This is a genomic window from Nonomuraea ceibae, assembly GCF_019396325.1.
Lineage (GTDB): Bacteria > Actinomycetota > Actinomycetes > Streptosporangiales > Streptosporangiaceae > Nonomuraea > Nonomuraea ceibae.
In genome coordinates, this window is sequence record NZ_JAHKRO010000015.1 from 94,044 (window position 1) to 111,010 (window position 16,967).

15 protein-coding genes are annotated in these 16,967 nt (G+C 71.0%); 8 read left to right on the forward strand and 7 right to left on the reverse strand.

Annotated features, from left to right (window positions below; all coding sequences use genetic code 11):
- Nucleotides 1-137 precede the first annotated feature (137 nt).
- Complete coding sequence (locus KME80_RS13400) at nucleotides 138-713, reverse strand: hypothetical protein (RefSeq protein ID WP_219504848.1); 576 nt, start codon at nucleotides 711-713, stop codon at nucleotides 138-140.
- Between the two features lie 331 nt (nucleotides 714-1,044).
- Between KME80_RS13400 and KME80_RS13405 the strand changes: the two genes are divergently transcribed.
- Nucleotides 1,045-2,037, forward strand: coding sequence for an alpha/beta hydrolase (locus KME80_RS13405; RefSeq protein WP_219504851.1), 993 nt, complete (start codon nucleotides 1,045-1,047; stop codon nucleotides 2,035-2,037).
- A 340-nt stretch (nucleotides 2,038-2,377) separates the two neighbouring features.
- On the opposite strand, the gene KME80_RS13410 is transcribed toward KME80_RS13405, so the two are convergent.
- The 3 genes from KME80_RS13410 to KME80_RS50255 form a co-directional block, all read right to left on the reverse strand.
- Entirely contained in the window at nucleotides 2,378-2,956 is a 579-nt protein-coding gene (locus KME80_RS13410) for a chloramphenicol phosphotransferase CPT family protein (RefSeq protein ID WP_219504852.1), read from the reverse strand.
- A 485-nt stretch (nucleotides 2,957-3,441) separates the two neighbouring features.
- Entirely contained in the window at nucleotides 3,442-4,788 is a 1,347-nt protein-coding gene (locus KME80_RS13415) for an ABC1 kinase family protein (protein WP_219504854.1), read from the reverse strand.
- 64 nt (nucleotides 4,789-4,852) lie between these two features.
- Nucleotides 4,853-6,217: a ThiF family adenylyltransferase gene (locus KME80_RS50255; protein WP_246644801.1), complete on the reverse strand. Its 1,365-nt coding sequence runs from the start codon at nucleotides 6,215-6,217 to the stop codon at nucleotides 4,853-4,855.
- A gap of 191 nt (nucleotides 6,218-6,408) precedes the next feature.
- On the opposite strand from KME80_RS50255, the gene KME80_RS13425 reads away from it, so the two are divergent.
- The 3 genes from KME80_RS13425 (at nucleotide 6,409) to KME80_RS13435 (ending at nucleotide 8,343) form a co-directional block, all read left to right on the forward strand.
- Nucleotides 6,409-7,179 (forward strand): enoyl-CoA hydratase/isomerase family protein, encoded by a 771-nt coding sequence (locus tag KME80_RS13425; RefSeq protein ID WP_246644803.1) that lies wholly within the window; start codon nucleotides 6,409-6,411, stop codon nucleotides 7,177-7,179.
- 151 nt (nucleotides 7,180-7,330) lie between these two features.
- Nucleotides 7,331-7,762, forward strand: coding sequence for a M48 metallopeptidase family protein (locus tag KME80_RS13430; RefSeq protein ID WP_308125739.1), 432 nt, complete (start codon nucleotides 7,331-7,333; stop codon nucleotides 7,760-7,762).
- Entirely contained in the window at nucleotides 7,756-8,343 is a 588-nt protein-coding gene (locus KME80_RS13435; RefSeq protein WP_246644805.1) for a hypothetical protein, read from the forward strand. Before KME80_RS13430 ends, KME80_RS13435 begins: the two co-directional genes overlap by 7 nt.
- A gap of 3 nt (nucleotides 8,344-8,346) precedes the next feature.
- Here the strand turns inward: KME80_RS13435 and KME80_RS50260 are convergent, their stop codons facing one another.
- Genes KME80_RS50260 through KME80_RS13450 form a run of 3 tightly spaced genes read right to left on the reverse strand, consistent with a single transcriptional unit; the run spans nucleotide 8,347 to nucleotide 11,174 of the window.
- Nucleotides 8,347-9,360, reverse strand: a complete 1,014-nt coding sequence (locus tag KME80_RS50260) for an endonuclease/exonuclease/phosphatase family protein (RefSeq protein WP_308125740.1) — start codon at nucleotides 9,358-9,360, stop codon at nucleotides 8,347-8,349.
- A 3-nt stretch (nucleotides 9,361-9,363) separates the two neighbouring features.
- Nucleotides 9,364-9,912, reverse strand: a complete 549-nt coding sequence (locus tag KME80_RS13445; RefSeq protein ID WP_219504860.1) for an NUDIX hydrolase — start codon at nucleotides 9,910-9,912, stop codon at nucleotides 9,364-9,366.
- The gene (locus KME80_RS13450; protein ID WP_504739707.1) at nucleotides 9,909-11,174 is read right to left on the reverse strand and encodes a zinc-dependent metalloprotease; all 1,266 of its coding nucleotides are present in this window, start codon (nucleotides 11,172-11,174) and stop codon (nucleotides 9,909-9,911) included. The genes KME80_RS13445 and KME80_RS13450 overlap by 4 nt, the downstream gene beginning before the upstream one ends.
- 79 nt (nucleotides 11,175-11,253) lie before the next feature.
- Between KME80_RS13450 and KME80_RS13455 the strand changes: the two genes are divergently transcribed.
- From KME80_RS13455 to KME80_RS13470, 4 genes are all read left to right on the forward strand, one after another.
- Complete coding sequence (locus KME80_RS13455; RefSeq protein ID WP_219504924.1) at nucleotides 11,254-12,327, forward strand: NAD-dependent epimerase/dehydratase family protein; 1,074 nt, start codon at nucleotides 11,254-11,256, stop codon at nucleotides 12,325-12,327.
- Nucleotides 12,328-12,347: 20 nt separating this feature from the next.
- Complete coding sequence (locus KME80_RS13460) at nucleotides 12,348-12,773, forward strand: molybdenum cofactor biosynthesis protein MoaE (RefSeq protein ID WP_219504862.1); 426 nt, start codon at nucleotides 12,348-12,350, stop codon at nucleotides 12,771-12,773.
- Between the two features lie 9 nt (nucleotides 12,774-12,782).
- Nucleotides 12,783-13,829: a YlbL family protein gene (locus tag KME80_RS13465; RefSeq protein WP_219504864.1), complete on the forward strand. Its 1,047-nt coding sequence runs from the start codon at nucleotides 12,783-12,785 to the stop codon at nucleotides 13,827-13,829.
- A 129-nt stretch (nucleotides 13,830-13,958) separates the two neighbouring features.
- Nucleotides 13,959-16,922 carry a UPF0182 family protein gene (locus tag KME80_RS13470; protein WP_219504866.1) on the forward strand — a complete coding sequence of 988 codons (2,964 nt, stop codon included), beginning with the start codon at nucleotides 13,959-13,961 and terminating at the stop codon, nucleotides 16,920-16,922.
- Nucleotides 16,923-16,967 lie beyond the last annotated feature (45 nt).

Here is a 16,967-nt window from a genome sequence, read left to right on the forward strand (position 1 = left end):
GACATCACAACATGTCCTGATAAGACGCCGAACCAGTAGGGGACGAGCAGGATGGGGAACGGCGCGACCGGCCCTCCGGATCTCAGCGGGCCGGTACGGTTTCTCCCAGGTCAACGGGCCGGCACGGTTCTCCGGGATCATCGGGCCGGTACGGGCCGCGGCTCCTCGGCGGCGCTCCACAGCCGGGCGGCCATCCACACGACACCCGCCGCCGCCACGACCAGCCCGCCCAGGTAGACGGGCTCCGGCACGAGGTTGCGCAGCGAGCCCGGAACCATCCCCACGGCATACAGCCCCACCGCCGCGTACGGCAGCGTCCCGCTCCTGACCGCGGCCGCCGCGAACACCAGCACCCCGGCCACCAGCACCGCCGACGTGACCAGGAACGCCATGCCCGTCCCGCCCGCGAGCAGCCCCATCACCGTGGCGCCGCCCAGTCCCGGGAAGACGAAGTGCAGCGTGTACTCGATGGCGAAGGCCCCGGCCAGCCCCGCCGCGTTGAGCAGGTAGCCGGCCAGCCCGAGCCCGCCCGCCGCGTCACGGATGAGCAGATAGAGCCCGGTGATCGCGAACAGCCCGGTCAGCGCGGCGAACGGCGCGATGGCGTGCGTGACGGCGTTCTCCGGCAGGACGCCGCCCCGCCGCAGCACGTTCACGACCAGCAGCGCCGCGCAGACGAACCCGGCGGCGGCACTCGTACGAAACAGAAGCACGATCTTTCACCCTTTCCTGGAGAGTTCCTTGGAGAGCTCCCTGGGGAGTTCCCGGGAGAGCTCCCGGGAGAGCTCCCGGGAGAGCTCCCGGGAGAGCGGGAGGACTGGGGGACTGCCCGCCATCATCCGCGCCCGCAGCGCCCGGGCCGAGAGCTCGCGCCCCTCCGTAAGCACCCCGAAAGGACTCCCACGGCCGTCCCGCCCAGCGTTGGAACCGCCGCATATCGGGGTAGGTCACCGCTCGGTCCCCCCGCCCGAACCAGCGCCGGCCGGGGACCCGTGCCGTGCGCGACGCTGCCCGCAGCCGTCGACCCGTCACGAGGAGAGCACCATGACCAGCACCATCAGCAGGCGCGTGGTGTTGGAGAAGGCCGCCCAGGACTTCGCCGACGCCAACGCCAAGCCGCCGTTCATCTACGAGCTGCCGCCGGAGCAGGGGCGGGAGATCCTGGAGAAGCTCCAGTCCGACCCCGCCGTGCCGCGCCCCGACATCGACGAGGAATGGATCCAGATCCAGGGCGGCCCCACCGGCGTCGTCCCCGTGCGCATCGTCAAGCCCAGAGGCAGCACCGGCACGCTCCCCGTGATCTTCTACATCCACGGCGCGGGCTGGGTGTTCGGCTCCGCCCGCACCCACGACCGGCTCGTCCGCGAGCTCGCCACCCGCGTCAACGCCGCCGTCGTCTTCCCCGAGTACGACCGCGCGCCCGAGGCCAAATACCCCACCCAGATCGAACAGAACTACGCCGCCGCCCGCTGGGTCATGGAACACGGCAAGGAGAAGGACCTCGACGCCTCCCGCATGGCCGTAGCCGGCGACTCGGTCGGCGGCAACATGTCAGCCGTGCTGGCGATCATGGCCAAGGAACGCGGCGACGTGCACCTGCGCGCCCAGGTGCTGTGGTACCCGGTCACCGACGCGAACTTCGACACCGAGTCCTACCAGCAGTTCGCCACCGGCTACTTCCTCAACCGCGACGGCATGAAGTGGTTCTGGGACCAGTACACGACCGACCCCGCCCAGCGCGCCGAGATCCACGCCTCACCCCTGCGCGCCACCCCCGACCAGCTCCGCAACCTCCCGCCCGCCCTGGTGCTCACCGGCGAAGCCGACGTCCTGCGCGACGAGGGCGAAGCCTACGCGGCCAAGCTCCGCGAGGCCGGCGTCGAGGTCACCGCCGTACGCCTCGGCGGCATCATCCACGACTTCGCCATGATCGACCTGCTCCGCGACACGCACGCCAACCAGACGGCCCTGGACCTAGCCACCACCACCCTCCGCACCGCCCTCCACCCATCAGGCGAAGTAGCCACCCCCCACTGACCACCCCGCCGCCGACAAAGGGCTCGGCGGCGACCAGCACACGCACCCCGGAGGTCTCCTCCAACTGGTCCGCCACCGGCTGGTCCGCCACTGACGGCTTACGGCTCAAGGGGCGGGGCCGCTGACCGCCCGCTATCATCGGCCGTTGCCGACGCGGTCGCGGGGCCCTCGTCTCGCGGCCCTCCGCCGTACGTGAGCGCCTGGAACCGGCTGGCCCGCCACAGGCTGGCTCGGCTGCCAACCGGCCTACGGCTGGTCGGCCGGCCAGGGCGGGGCCGCTGGCCGCCCGCCACCATCGGGCGGCCCGTTGCCGACGCGGTCGCGGGGCCCGCCGCAGCCCTCAGGCGTGCGTGAGCGCTCGCCGCCGCCCTCGGCCGCGCCACGCGGCGATCACCGACTCGGCCATGGCAGCATCCACCCCACCCGTGGTGTCGACCTCGAGGTCATAGGGCCCGAACCCGTGAATGCCGTCCTGCTCGACATGCGACCGCCCTTCCCCGACCCGCCGATCCCCACGGGCCAGCTCCCGCCGATCGATCTCGTCGAGCGAACAGTGCACCCCCACCAGGAACACATCGAACCCGCCCAGCAACTCCGCCAGCTCCCTGCGCCAGGCCGCGAACTCGATGACATGCTCCACGATCAGGTCGTTCCCGGCTCCGGCCAGGGCTGGCAGGCACCGATGGAAGCCCTTGAAGAACCTCGGCCGCATCTCCTCCCACCACGCGAACGGCCCCTCCGGCTCCCGCCGCTCCGGCAACATCCCGGCCGCCACCAGCTGATCGGACGACACGTACAGGAACGGCTCGTCCATGGCCCGCCGCACCATCCTGGCGAGCGTCGTCTTTCCCGAGCTGGACGCGCCGTTGAGCATGATGATGCGCCCAGCCCCCCGCTCCACCGGCCGAGGCTCCTCCATGCCCGCCACCCCCGTACGACGCCGCTCCACCAAGCACCCAGACACCAACGCACCACCATGCAAGCACGCAAGCCGTCACGCATACGAACGATTTATCGCCCACCCCCACGCAAGGCATCGCCCTGATCCCGCGCACTCCAGAACCGCCGCCCCACCAGGGGCAGCCTCATGCCACGCGGCCACCCCCGCCCAAGCGCCGCCCCCTGCTTAAGCGCTGCCGCAAGTGCCGGAGCGCCGCCGCTGAAGGCATCACCCCGCCGCGTCAGGATGGGCGGGACGCTCGGGTTGGGTGGCAACGCAAGTGCCCGAGCACCGCCCCCTGCTTAAGGCTGCCGCAAGTGCCGGAGCGCCGCCGCTGAAGGGGCATCACCCCGCCGCGTCAGGGCGGGCTGGACGCTCGGGTCAGGTGGCAACGCGAGTGCCCGAGCGCCGCCGCAGGTGGCCGCACCACCGCCGCGTCAGGACGGGCCGAACCGCCGTCCAGGTCAGGTGGTGACGAGGGCTTCCTTGTCGTCCGTGTCCGTGTCGTCGTCGGTGAAGCCCGGGACCCAGCGGACGACCTCGTCGCGGAAGCGGGCCGTGGCGCCGAGCTGGCAGAGGACTCCCACGCCCGCCGCGTGCACCCGGTGGATGAGCACGTACGAGACCGGCAGGTTGAGCTGGCGCACCACGTTGGTGGGACGCAGGTCGGTGACGCTGGCGAACTGGTCCTGCAGCCACTCCCGGCTGAACGTGAACTCCTCCACGGCCGTCGGCTCGACGTAGGGCGACAGGAAGGCGCGCAGGGCATCGTGGTCGACCTCGATGCCGGGCCGGATGAAGCCCTCGTCGCGCAGCCCCTGGACCACGGTGGCCATGTCGCCCTGGTTGAAGATGCGGGTGAGCTGGCCGAACACCATGGGGTAGCCGTCGGGCATGCGGTTGACGGCGCCGAAGTCGAGGATGCCGAGCTTGCCGTTGGGGAGCATGCGGAAGTTGCCCGGGTGGGGGTCGGCGTGCAGCATGCCGACACGGGCGGGGGAGCAGAAGAGGAAGCGGACGAACAGCAGGCCCGCCCGGTCGCGCTCCTCCTGGGTGCCGCCGGTGATGATGCGGGACAGCGGGGTGCCGTCCATCCACTCGGTGACCAGGACCATCTCGTTGGCGGCGATCACGTCGGGGACGTGGAAGTCGGGGTCGTTGTGGAACTCCAGGGCGAAGGCGTGCTGCGCCTCGGCCTCGCGCAGGTAGTCGAGCTCTTCGGCGATGCGCTCGCGCAGCTCGGCCAGCACCGCCTTGATGTCGAGGCCGGGCAGCAGCGCGCCGAACAGCTTGCCGAGGCGGGCGAGCTGGGCGAAGTCGCCCAGCAGGGCCTTGCCCGCGCCCGGGTACTGGATCTTGACGGCGGCCTCGCGCCCGTCGTGCCACACGGCCCGGTGCACCTGGCCGATCGAGGCGGCGGCGGTGGGCTGGTCGTCGAAGGAGAGGAAGTGGTCACGCCAGTCGTCGCCGAGCTGCTGGGCGAGCACCTTGTGGACCGTCGAGGCAGGCAGCGGGGGCGCGGCGTCCTGGAGCTTGGTGAGGGTCGCCCGGTAGGGGCCGACGATCTCGGCGGGCAGGGCCGCCTCGAAGATGGACAGCGCCTGGCCGAGCTTCATCGCCCCGCCCTTGAGCTCGCCGAGGACCTTGAAGATCTGCTCGGCGGTGCGCTGCTGGATCTCCTCGGCGACGATCTCGGCCGGTTTGCCGCCGATGCGCTTGCCGAGCCCCAGAGCCGCACGCCCGGCGAACCCGAGCGGAAGGGAGGCCAGCTTCGCCGAGCGCGTGACGGCGCGACGCGGAAGATCGCTCACACTGATGCGCGGTATCCCTGGCAGGGATGCCACTTCCCCCCTTCGTGGTTAGCAGCTCTGCACGTCAGCCGCTTGAAGCCGACATGACCATTGTTAGCGGATATGGATTGTTTCGCATACAACGACATTGCGGGTGCCTGTCCCATGCTTGCCTTTTCCACTGCCAATCAGGCAAGACGTGCACTGTGCCGTTGGTCACAACGGGCTCCCGGCCGTCCAGATACGCCAGGGCGTGACCGGTCACCGCCGCCGCCACCAGGCCGGCAAGAGGGGTGTCGCAGGCGATCTCGCCTGGCGGATAGCCGCCGAGCCGGGCGGTGACGATCGGCCAGTCGGGGTCGTGGTCGCGACGCGCCAAGTCTAGGCAGTGCAAGCAAGCGCTTTGTCCGGGCAGGACCAGCGGCCCCACGCTCCCGTGCCCCTCGAACGCCGAGCCCAGCAGGTGGGGCAGACCCAGCTCGTACAGCTCGTTGACCAGCACGCCGTCGAGCGGTCGCACCGGGGTGAGGATCACCAGGTCGGGCCGGTGCGACCGATCGCTCAACGGCGGCCCGCCCGCCCGCACATCGGCCCCCGGCTCGTACCGCCGCCCGGCAGCCCGGCCGGCCCGGCGCCCCCGTTCGCCGTCCCGTGCACCCGGCGCGCTGGACCGCTCAGGCACACCAGCGGCGCCGGGCCCCTTCACCACGCCGGAGGGGTCGCGGACCTCCGTGCCCCTGCGACCTCTGGGTCCACCGGCGAGGCGGTGCGCCTCTGGCCCTTCCCGCAGCTCGGGGGCATGGGCGCTGCCGCGTCTCGGGGTGGCGACGGCGGGGTGCGGCCGGCGCTCGGGGCCTTCGTCCGCCTGGCCGCCTTCCGACCAGGTGAGACGGCGGGCGGCGCGTACGGCGCCTTCCTCGCGCGAACTTCCCACCTCCTCCCAGCTCAGCCCGCCGGGGGTGAGATCCTGGGGCCGGGCGGTGCCGGGGTCGATCACCCGGATCGTGCCGACGCCCGCCGCGGCGAGCAGGCCGACGACCTGGGCGCCCACTCGTCCGGCGCCGTAGACGCGGACGTGCGCACGTCGCCGGCGGCGCAGGGCCTCCACGCCGCCGCCGGGAGCCTGGGAGGCCAGGTCCAGGGCGTCGAGGTCCGGTCGCAGCCGGTCGAGCTCGGCCAGCGGCAACAACGGCGGCGTCACCGAGGCGTCGTGCAGCACCCCCGTACGTGTGAGCGAGTCGAGGAAGGCGGCAGGCTCCGGCACACCCGCGGCGGCGCCCTCCCGGAGGGCCTGGTCAAGGTCGCGGGTGCCGTCGAGGCTGTCGATCCACCTGCGGACCCGCCGGGTGAGGTCGCGCAACACGACGGCCCGGCCGGGATGCGCGCCGAGCTGGAGGGTGCGCTCGTCGTGGTCGATGCGGAGGAGGGCGGGTTTCACTCGTGGCCTCATGCCGCGAAGATTCGCACGCCGCGTCAAGATCCCGAGCGGCTTTCCCGCCGCCTGTGGACAACCCCGCACCCGCCCCGACCCCCTGTGGACAACCCAATCCGACTCCCTGAGGACAACCGCGCATACGGCGGGAGATCTCCAGACGGCCGACCCCGCCGCCCCGGGTTACGCTCTCCCGCATGAGCGAGCTCTTGATCGACCGCCACGACGACGGCGTGGTGCTGGTCACCCTCAACCGCCCCGACGTGCGCAACGCCATGACCGACGGCATGACCGCCGCCTGGCGTGACGCCATGACTGCACTCGCCGCCGATCGTGACGTCCGCTGCGTCGTGGTGACGGGCGCGGGGACGGCGTTCTGCGCCGGGGGAGACCTGTCCTGGCTCGGCGAGCGCGGCGTGGAGCCGGTCCCCGAACTGCGTGACAGGATGCTCGCCTTCTACCGTTCCTGGCTGTCCGTCACGGAGCTGGAGGTGCCGACGATCGCCGCCGTCAACGGCGCGGCGGTCGGTGCGGGGCTGTGCGTGGCGCTGGCGTGCGATCTCGTGTACGCGGCGGACGAGGCCAAGCTGCTGGCCCCGTTCACCTCGCTGGGCCTGCACCCGGGGATGGCCGCCACCTACCTTCTGCCCCATCGCGCGGGCACGGCGCTGGCGCGGGAGATGCTGCTGACCGGCCGTACACTGCGCGGAACGGAGGCCGCAGATAAAGGTCTGGTAAATCAAGCTTTCCCAAGAAATGATCTGCTGGCGCAAGTGATGACCATCGCCCGGCAGGTCGCGGCGAACGCCCCCATTGCCACCAGGCTCACCAAAGCCGCACTCAAACAGGATCACCAACACCTGGAAGCCGCGCTCAGTTGGGAGTCCCTGGCCCAGCCCGTGACCATGACCTCGGCGGACATGATCGAGGGCCTGGCGGCGCATCGGGAAAGGCGTGTGCCCAAATTCACCGGCTCTTAATCATCTGACCAGCGAAAACAACGCTTGCCCTCTGTGGAATTCCGCCAGTCTCGGCTAACGTGCATATGTGCCCCCCGAGACAGTCGAGGTCCGTCGCAGTTCTCGTCGTCGGCGTACGGTCTCCGCCTACCGCGACGGCGACAAGACGATCGTGCTCCTGCCCGCCTGGCTGAGCGGCGAAGACGCGGATGAATGGGTGAGCCGGATGCTCGATCGGCTTGCGGCGAAGGAACGCCGGCGACGTCCGACCGACGAGGCCCTGCTGGAGCGGGCCAAGGAGCTGTCGGCGAAATATCTCGACGGCCGGGCCGTCCCCGCGAGCGTGCGCTGGGTCGACAACCAGCAGCACCGGTGGGGCTCCTGCACGCCGGAGAACGGCACGATCCGGATCTCGACCCGCATCAAGGGCCTGCCCGAGTGGGTCATCAACTATGTGATCATCCACGAGCTGGTGCATCTGATGGTGCCGAGCCACGGCCCGCGTTTCTGGGCGCTCGTCGAACAGTATCCCAAGGCGGAGCGGGCCCGTGGGTTCCTCGAAGGATTCTCCGCCGCCGCCAATTCCGCACCGGAGGAATGTTGACCCGTCTCGCCGCCGTCCTGGTACGTCAGCGCATGGCCGAGGCGGCGCCGCCGGGCGTCGACGGCCGGGCGTGGCTGGAGGCCGTGGCCGAGGACACGTACGAGATGGTCGCCGGGCTGGAGCTGGTCACGCCGGTCCTGCTGACGAGCGTGCCGGAGCTGTCGGAGATCGTCTGGCCGGGCACCGAGGTGATCGCGGTCGGCGAGGACGAGCCGCTGCGGGACATCCTCAAGAGGCTCGACGGCGAGCAGGCCGCGGTGATCTCGGGCGACGCGCCGGATCTGCCGCCGCTGCTGGTGGGCAAGCTCTTCCGTGAGCTGGGCCGCGCCCGGATCACCGTGTGCCCGGCCGAGCGGGGCGGCGCGGTCGCGCTGGCCTGCGGGCTGCCCGCGCCGGGCTGGGCCGATCCCGACCTCGACGCCGCCGACCCGGTGGCGGCGCTGCGCGCGCAGGCCCCCGGCCCCCGCATGGTGGCCGCCACCCCGGGCTGGCACCGGCTGCGCGTCCCGGACGACGCCGCCCGCCTGGACCCCGGCCTGGAAGGCTGGGACAACACCCGCGCCCTCCTCGCCGCCCGCTGAGCCTTACGCGGGCCCGTACGGCACGCTGAGCTCCGCGAACACCGCCCGATGGTCGGTCCCCGGCACGTCGTGCACGCTGACCGCCCGGACTCCGACCCGCTCGTCCACCACCACGTGGTCGATCGTGATGACCGGCGGCATCCGTCTGTTCGCCGGCCAGGTCGGGATCAAGCCGGCCCCCACCTGGTCGGCGGCGTCCTTGTAGCCGCGGGCGAGCAGCCGCCGCATCGGCGCGTGGTCGAGCGAGGCGTTGAAGTCGCCCGCCAGGATGCGCACGGTGTCGGCCGAGGCGGCGGGCAGGGCGTCGAAGACCGCGTGCCAGTCGGCCAGCTTGGCGCCCAGCGGCGGCACGGGATGCACGTCGTAGAACTCGACGGGCGCGGCCCCGGGCAGCGCCAGCGCGGCCACGGGCATGTTGTGCCCGGGCAGCGGCGGCAGCGCGTCAGGCAGGGGCCGGAGCGGATGTCTGGAGAACAGGCCGCTCCCGCTGGCGTTCCACTCGGCCTGGAGCACCCGGTGCGGCATGAGCTCCTTGAGCCCGGCCAGGTCGAGCTCCTCGACCGCGCCCGGCGTCAGCTCCTGCGTGTTGAGCACGTCGGCGTCGTACGCGCGCACCAGCTCCATGATCGTCCGCGTGTCGGCCTTGCCGAACAGCAGGTTGACCGACAGCACCCGGAGCGGCCGGCCCGCCGTCGCCTCCGCCGTGCCGAACCACCGGGGCAGCACGCTGAACCCGAGCGCCGCGGTGGTGAGCAGCGCGACCGCGGCGGCGGCCCGCCTGCGTCCGAGCGCGGCGATCAGCAGCGGCACCAGCGAGCCCGCCGCCGCGTAGGGCGTGGCGGTCATGAGCTGGGTGGGGATGGAGCCGCGTTCGAGGCCGGCCAGCCGGGTCACGGCCCACGCCGCGAACGGCGTCACGGCCAGCCAGGTGAGCGTGGTCCCCGTACGCCCGCGGCGCCGGGGACGGGCAGGCGTGACGATCGTGCCGCCGATCGGGCTCTCCGCCGATACGCCCACGGGTCAGCCCAGCGTGGCCAGTGTCGCGCGCCCGCGTGCCGCCAGCCGGCGGGTCGCCTCGTCGGACGGCTCGGGGATCTCCTCGACGGGGAACCAGCGCAGGTCCAGCGACTCGTCGCTGATCACGGCCTCCGCCCCGGCGGGGGCCACGGCCGCGTACTCGACGTCCAGGTGCCAGCTGTGCGGCGGATGGCACCAGACCTGGTGCCTGTCGAGCGCCAGCGGCCCGGGCAGCAGCTCCAGGCCGGGGATGCCCGACTCCTCCACGGCCTCGCGCAGCGCCACCTCGGCCAGCGTGCGGTCACCCGGCTCGCAGTGGCCGCCCATCGGCAGCCACATCCCGGCCTTGGGGTGGAGCGTGAGCAGCACCCGCCGGCCGTCGTGCGAGAGCACCGCCGTGGTCGCCGTCAGGTGGCCGGGCGCGCACGCCCGAAGCATCGCGTCGTCGTGCGCCCGCAGGTGCTCGACGAAGCTCTCCCGCAGCGCCTCCTCCTCGGCGGACGGGGCCGTCCAGGAGGAGAGCACCGCCAGCGCGTCGCCGTGCAGGCTCAACTCCTGCCGTCCTCGCCCTGCTCGTCGTCGGGCTTGCTGTCGAGCTGCGAGATGTCCCAGGCGGTCTCGCCCGCCACGAACACCTCGGGGTGCGCCAGGTCGTCGGCCGTCGGCATGAGGTCGGGGTGGCCCCACAGCGCGTCGCGGCCGTCGACCCCGCGGGCGCTCTCCAGCGCCTGCCACAGCGCCGCCGCCTCGCGGAGCCTGCGCGGGCGCAGCTCCAGGCCGACGAGCGTGCCGAAGGTCAGCTCGGCGGGCCCGCCGGTCGCGCGGCGTCGCCGTACGTTCTCCGCCAGGGCGGCGGCGGAGGGCAGCTTGCCCGCGGCGGCCTGGTCGACCACCGTGGACACCCAGCCCTCGACCAGGGCGAGCATCGTCTCCAGCCGGGCCAGCGCGGCCTTCTGCCGCTCGGTCTCCTCGGGCTTGAGCAGCGCGCCGCCGCTCAGCGCCTCCTGGAGCGCCTCGGGGTTGTTGATGTCGAGGCCGCGGATCTGCTCCTCCAGCGCGGAGGTGTCGACCGTGATGCCCCTGGCGTACTCCTCGACGGCGCCGAGCAGGTGCCCGCGCAGCCACGGCACGTGCTGGAACAGCCGGTGGTGCGCGGCCTCGCGCAGAGCCAGGTAGAGCCGGATCTCCTCGGCGGGGTGCTCCAGCCCGTCGCTGAAGGAGGCGATGCCGCCCGGCAGCAGCGCCGCGGTGCCGGACAGGGGCAGCCCGATGTCGGTGGTGCCGATGACCTCGCGCGCCAGCGAGCCGAGCGCCTGCCCGATCTGCTGGCCGACCATCATGCCGCCCATCTGCTTGAGCATGCCCATGAGCGGCCCGGCCATCTGCTGGGCCTCGGGAGGCAGCCCGGAGCCGCCGAGCGCGCCGCCCATGGTCTCGACCATGCGCTCGGCGATCGGCTCGGCCAGCTTGCGCCAGACGGGGATCGTGTTCTCGATCCACTCCGAACGGCTCCACGCCTGCGGATTGGACACGCCGCTGGGCAGCGTCGTGGCCTCGTTGAGCCACAGGTCGGCCAGCTCCAGCGCCTCGACGATCTGGCGCCGCTCGCCTTCCATGACGCTGGGATCGCCCTGGGCGACCACGGCGTGCCGGGCGATGTTCTTGGCCATGTCCCAGTTGACAGGGCCGGAGCCCTGGGGCGCCGACAGCATGTCGGCGAACTGGCGCATCGCCTGAGCCATCTGCTCAGGGTTGCCGAACATGGCGAACGGGTTCTCGTTGGGGTCGTTTTCGCGACCTGGCAGGTCAGTCACCGCTCTACCTCGTGCAGGATGGAGGAGTCCACATCCGCCACGTTAGTCGTCCTACGGCGGATCAGTGCAAAGTGAGGACCTGGTGCCTACCTCGAAACGCCCGCGCCAACCCGTCGTAGCCGTCACCGGCGCCGCCTCCGGTCTGGGCCGCGAGCTGCTCGCCAAGCTCGTGTCCGCCCCGGATTTCCGCAGGGTGGTGGCCATTGACGAAGAACGCGGCGACATCCAGGAGGCCACCTGGAGAGTGATCGACGTACGCGATCCGCTCTTGGCGAACCGGATCTCCGACATCGACGTCCTGGTGCACCTGGCGGGTGACTACGCCGTCGACTCCGACCCGAAGGAGCGCAGGGCCTACAACCTGCGCGCCGCCCAGACCGTGCTCACGGCGAGCGCGGCCGCGCGCGTCCGCCGTGTGGTGCTCGTCACCAGCGCGATGGTGTACGGGGCCGCGCCCGACAACGAGGTGCCCCTGGCAGAGGACGGGCCGGTGGCGGCCGAGCCCGACACGGGCGTGGTCGGTGACTTCCTGGAGATCGAGGCGCTGGTGCGCCGGTCGCTGCGCAGCCATCCGGGCCTGGAGGTCACCGTGGTGCGGCCGGCGGCCGTGGTCGGGCCGGGCGTCGACACCGTGATCACCCGCCACTTCGAGTCGCCCCGGCTGCTGACGGTCAAGGGCTGCGAGCAGCGCTGGCAGTTCTGCCACCTCGAGGACCTGCTCTCGGCGCTGGAGCTGGCCGCGCGCGGGCAGGTCACGGGCGTGATTGCGGTGGGCTCCGACGGCTGGCTGGAGCAGGAGCAGGTGGAGGAGCTGTCCGGGATCCGCCGGTTCGAGCTGCCGGCGGGGCTCACGTTCGGCACCGCGCAGCGCCTGCACCGGCTGGGCATCACCCCGGCGCCCGCCACCGACCTTCACTACGTCGTCTACCCGTGGGTCGTCGACTGCGCGGCGCTGCGCGAGGCGGGGTGGAAGCCGGCCTGGACGAACGAGGCGGCCTTCGCCCAGCTCCTGGAGCTGCGCGAGAACCGTACGACGGTGGTCGGCAGGCGGCTGCCCGTCAAGGAGGCGACGCTCACGGCGGCGGGCGCCACCGTGGCGGTCATCGGCACCGCGGCGATCGTCAGGCAGGTGCGCAAGAAGCGTCGCGGGTGAAGACTCTGTAGTCTCTTTTCGTGGACGTCATCCGGTTGCTGGCCATTCGTGACAGCGCGCTGTCCGTCGACGAGGTGATGGCCGCGGTGGGCGACCACGCGGCGGGCGGCACCTCGCTGTTCGTGGGCACCGTCCGCGAGGAGGACCACGGCAAGGCCGTGACCAGGCTCTCCTACTCCGCGCACCCCTCCGCCGAGAGCGAACTGCGCTCGGTGGCGGAGAAGGTGGCCTCCGACTTCCCGGTGACCGCGCTGGCCGCCGTCCACCGCGTCGGCGACCTGGAGCTCGGCGACGTCGCCGTGATCGTGGCCGTGGCGTGCCCGCACCGCGACGAGGCGTTCCGGGCCGCGCGCAGGCTGATCGACGATCTCAAGTCCCAGGTGCCGATCTGGAAACATCAGGTGTTCGCCGACGGGTCGACCGAGTGGGTCGGCGCCTGCGAATAAGCTCGATCCATGTCACGACGCGCCCTGACCCTGCTCGTATCGGGCTTCCTGGTGCTCGCGCTCGGCATCGTGGGGGCGTTCGTGGACGTGCCGTACGTCGTGCTGAGCCCCGGCCCGACGGAGAACACGCTGGGTGAGGTCGACAAGAAGCCCGTGATCACGATCAGCGGGCGGGAGACCTACCCGACCAGCGGGTCGCTGAGGCTCGTGACCGTCGCCTACCAGGGCGGCCCCAACTCCAAGATCGACCTGCTGACCGCGCTGCGCGGCTGGATCGACCCGTCGGTCGCCGTCGTGCCGCAGGAGACCATCTTCGCCCCCGACCGCACGCAGAAGCAGGTCGAGGAGGAGAACGTGGCGGAGATGACCAGCTCGCAGGACAACGCGACCGCCGCCGCGCTCAACGAGCTCAAGATCCCCTACTCGACCGTGATCTCGGTGCGCACGGTCCAGAAGGGACAGCCGGCCGACGGCAAGCTGAAGGTCGGCGACAAGATCACCGCCGTCGACGGCAGGCCGATGGTCGACGTGGAGGAGGTCGGCAAGGCCGTCCGCGAGCACAAGCCCGGCGAATCGGTGACGTTCACCGTGACCAGGGGCGACGACCAACTGGACGTGACCCTCCAGACCGCCAAGGGCGAGCAGGGGCAGAGCCGGGTCGGCGTGACCATGCAGCGGGAGTACAAGTTCCCGTTCGACGTCGACATCAACGTGGGCGACGTGGGCGGGCCGAGCGCCGGGCTGATGTTCTCGCTCGGCATCCTGGACAAGCTCACCAAGGGCGAGCTGACGGGCGGCAAGCAGATCGCCGGCACCGGCACCATCACGCCCGAGGGGCAGGTGGGGCCGATCGGCGGCATCGCGCAGAAGATGGTCGGCGCGCGGAAGGCCGGCGCGACCGTCTTCTTGACGCCCGCCGGCAACTGCGCCGAGGCCGTGAAGGGCGCGCCGGACGGGCTGCGCCTGGTCAAGGCCGAAACGCTGCACAGCGCGGTGCAGGCGCTCGACGCGCTGCGCACCGGCAAGGGAAAAGTGCCGTCATGCGGCGCGGGATGAAACTTCTTGTGATGGTCGTGCGTTAGCCGTACGGATGGCCCTGCGGTGTAGGTTGCCAGACACGGACCGTTTCTTCATCACGACGAGGGGTTGGCCTTGAGCTTCCGGACCCCAGGAGCCGGTAGGGCGATGCGCTTGCCCCGCCGACCGCGACTGCTTCTGCCTGTCGCGATCGCACTAGTTGCGATTGTGGCGCTTTTCTTCCTTTTTTCGGGGATTTATACCGACTATCTATGGTTCAACGCGATCGACTTCATGCCGGTGTTCTCCGGCGTGCTGCTGACGGAGATCGTGCTGTTCGTCATCGGCGCGGTGCTCATGGTGGGCATCGTCGGCGGCAACATGCTGCTGGCCTTCCGGACCAAGCCGATGTTCGGGCCCGCCATGTTCGGCGGAGCGAGCGGGGCCGACCGCTACCGCATGGCGCTCGACCCGCACCGTAAGCTGATCTTCCTCGTCGGCATGGCGATGCTCGCGCTCTTCGCGGGCTCGTCCTTCGCCGGGCAGTGGCAGACCTGGATGAAGTTCGCCAACGGCGAGACGTTCGGCAAGACCGATCCGATGTTCAAGATCGACGTGTCGTTCTTCATGTTCGACCTGGCGTTCATCCGGATGGTGCTGAACTTCCTGTTCGCCGCGGTGATCATCTCGATCGTGCTGGCGGCGATCACGCACTACCTCTACGGCGGCTTCCGGCTGCAGTCGCCCGGCGTGCACGCCTCGCGCGCGGCCCGGATCCACCTGTCCGTGCTGCTGGGCGTGTTCGTGCTGCTCAAGGCCATCGCCTACTGGATCGACCGCTACGAGCTGGTCTTCTCCGAGCGCGGCTTCGTGCACGGCGCCTCCTACACCGACGTCAACGCGGTGCTGCCCGCCAAGACCATCCTCGCGATCATCGCGCTGATCTGCGCCGCGCTCTTCTTCGCCGGCATCTTCCGCCCCGGCGGCATGCTGCCCGGCGTCTCCTTCGGCCTGCTCGTGCTGTCGGCCGTGCTGATCGGCGGCGTCTACCCGCTGCTCGTCGAGCAGTTCCAGGTCAAGCCCAACCAGCAGGGCAAGGAAGCCGCCTACATCGCGCGCAACATCGAGGCCACGCGGCAGGCGTACGGGATCGACGACGTGAAGGTCGAGCAATACTCCGCCGAGGCCGACCCCGCCAAGGTCCAGCAGGCCGGCGACACGTCCGTGACGGGCGTGCGGCTCCTCGACCCCGCGCTCGTGTCCAACACCTACGAGCAGACCCAGCGCATCAGGGGCTTCTACGAGTTCGCCGACCAGCTCGACGTCGACCGCTACCCCGACGCCAACGGCAAGCCCGTCGACCATATCGTCGGCGTCCGCGAGCTGAGCGGCCCGCCGGAGGGCCAGAACAACTGGATCAACCGGCACCTCGTCTACACCCACGGCTATGGCATCGTGGCCGCGCCGGGCAACAAGGTCGACTCCGGCGGCCTGCCCGACTACGACGCCAAGGACATGCCCGTCACCGGCCCGCTGACGCAGACCACCGGGCTCAAGGAATCGCGCATCTACTTCGGCGAGCACCCCAACAACAACGAGTACGCGATCGCCGGCGGCAACCCCCAGCGGCCGCAGGAGCTCGACTACCCGGAGACGGGCGGCACCGGCCAGGCGAACACCACCTACACCGGCAAGGGCGGCGTGCCCGTCGGCTCGTTCGTCAACCGGTTGTTCTACGCCGCCAAGTACGGCGAGGTGAACATCCTGCTGTCGGGCGACATCAACGACAACTCCAAGATCCTGTACGAGCGCAACCCGCGCGCCAGGATCCAGAAGGTCGCCCCGTTCCTGACGCTCGACTCCAACCCCTACCCGGCGATCGTCGACGGGCGGGTCACGTGGATCGTCGACGCCTACACCACGTCCAACGCCTACCCCTACTCGCAGAGCGAGAGCCTCGGCGAGATGACCCGCGACACGGCCACCGACCGCTCGCGCGTCATCGCCCAGCAGCCGCAGGACCAGGTCAACTACATGCGCAACTCCGTCAAGGCCACGGTCGACGCCTACGACGGCACGGTCACGCTGTACGCCTGGGAGCCTGACGACCCGGTGCTGAAGACGTGGAGCAACGCGTTCCCCGGCGTCATCCAGCCCAAGGAGCGGATGTCCGCCGACCTCAGGGCGCACGTCCGCTACCCCGAAGACCTGTTCAAGGTGCAGCGCTACACCCTGTCGCGCTACCACATCACCGACGCCGCGGCCTTCTACAGCGGCCAGGACTTCTGGAACGTCCCCAACGACCCGTCGCAGGGCGACCGCAACATCAAGCAGCCGCCCTACTACCTGACGGCCACGATGCCGGGCGGCCAGCCGACGTTCTCGCTGACGACCACGTTCGTCCCGAGACAGGGGCCCAACCTGGCCGCCTTCATGGCGGTCGACTCCACCGACGGCCCCAACTACGGCCAGCTCCGCGTCCTGCGGATGCCGTCCAACGCCCCGATCCCCGGCCCCGGCCAGGCGCAGAACGCCTTCCAGAGCCGCTTCGCGGGTGAGCTCAACCTGCTCGGCGTCGGCGCCTCGTCGGTCCGCTACGGCAACCTGCTGACGCTGCCGTACGCGGGCGGGCTGGTCTACATCGAGCCCGTGTACGTCCAGGTCGCCGCGGGCGGTGGCCAGGAGCCGTACCCGATCCTGCAGCGCGTCCTGGTCTCGTTCGGCAGCAAGATCGGCGTCGGCCGCACGCTGGAGGAGGGCCTGGCCGAGGTCTTCGGCGGCGAACAGCAGGAAACCACCGAAAACAAGCCCGCCGATGAGAACCAGCAGCAGCAGCCGGCCCAGACCACCGCTCTGGCGACGGCCATCTCCGAGGCCCAGACGGCCTACGAAGACGCCCAGAAGGCCCTGCAGGCCAGCCCGCCCGACTGGGACGCGTACGGCAAGGCCCAGGAGCGGCTCGACGCGGCGCTGGAGAAGCTGAAGTCGCTCGGCGCCCAGCCGGCGCCGAACGCCTCACCCACGGCCTCGCCCACGGCGTCACCGTCGGCCACGCCCACCGGCTCACCCCCGGCCACGCCGACCGGTTCGCCCACGGCTTCACCCACGGCGACGGCCACCGGGGGGACGTAGGTCAGTCAGTTTGCGTAAGCCCCGTGTCAGGGATAGTCTTTAGAC

Excerpts from the sequence above, each read along its gene's own strand:
- KME80_RS13405 (WP_219504851.1), top strand. The coding sequence starts at position 1,045 with ATGACCAGCACCATCAGCAGGCGCGTGGTGTTGGAGAAGGCCGCCCAG.
- KME80_RS13410 (WP_219504852.1), bottom strand. The coding sequence starts at position 2,956 with ATGGAGGAGCCTCGGCCGGTGGAGCGGGGGGCTGGGCGCATCATCATG.
- KME80_RS50255 (WP_246644801.1), bottom strand. The coding sequence starts at position 6,217 with ATGAGGCCACGAGTGAAACCCGCCCTCCTCCGCATCGACCACGACGAG.
- KME80_RS13435 (WP_246644805.1), top strand. The coding sequence starts at position 7,756 with ATGTTGACCCGTCTCGCCGCCGTCCTGGTACGTCAGCGCATGGCCGAG.
- KME80_RS13465 (WP_219504864.1), top strand. The coding sequence starts at position 12,783 with ATGTCACGACGCGCCCTGACCCTGCTCGTATCGGGCTTCCTGGTGCTC.
- KME80_RS13470 (WP_219504866.1), top strand. The coding sequence starts at position 13,959 with ATGCGCTTGCCCCGCCGACCGCGACTGCTTCTGCCTGTCGCGATCGCA.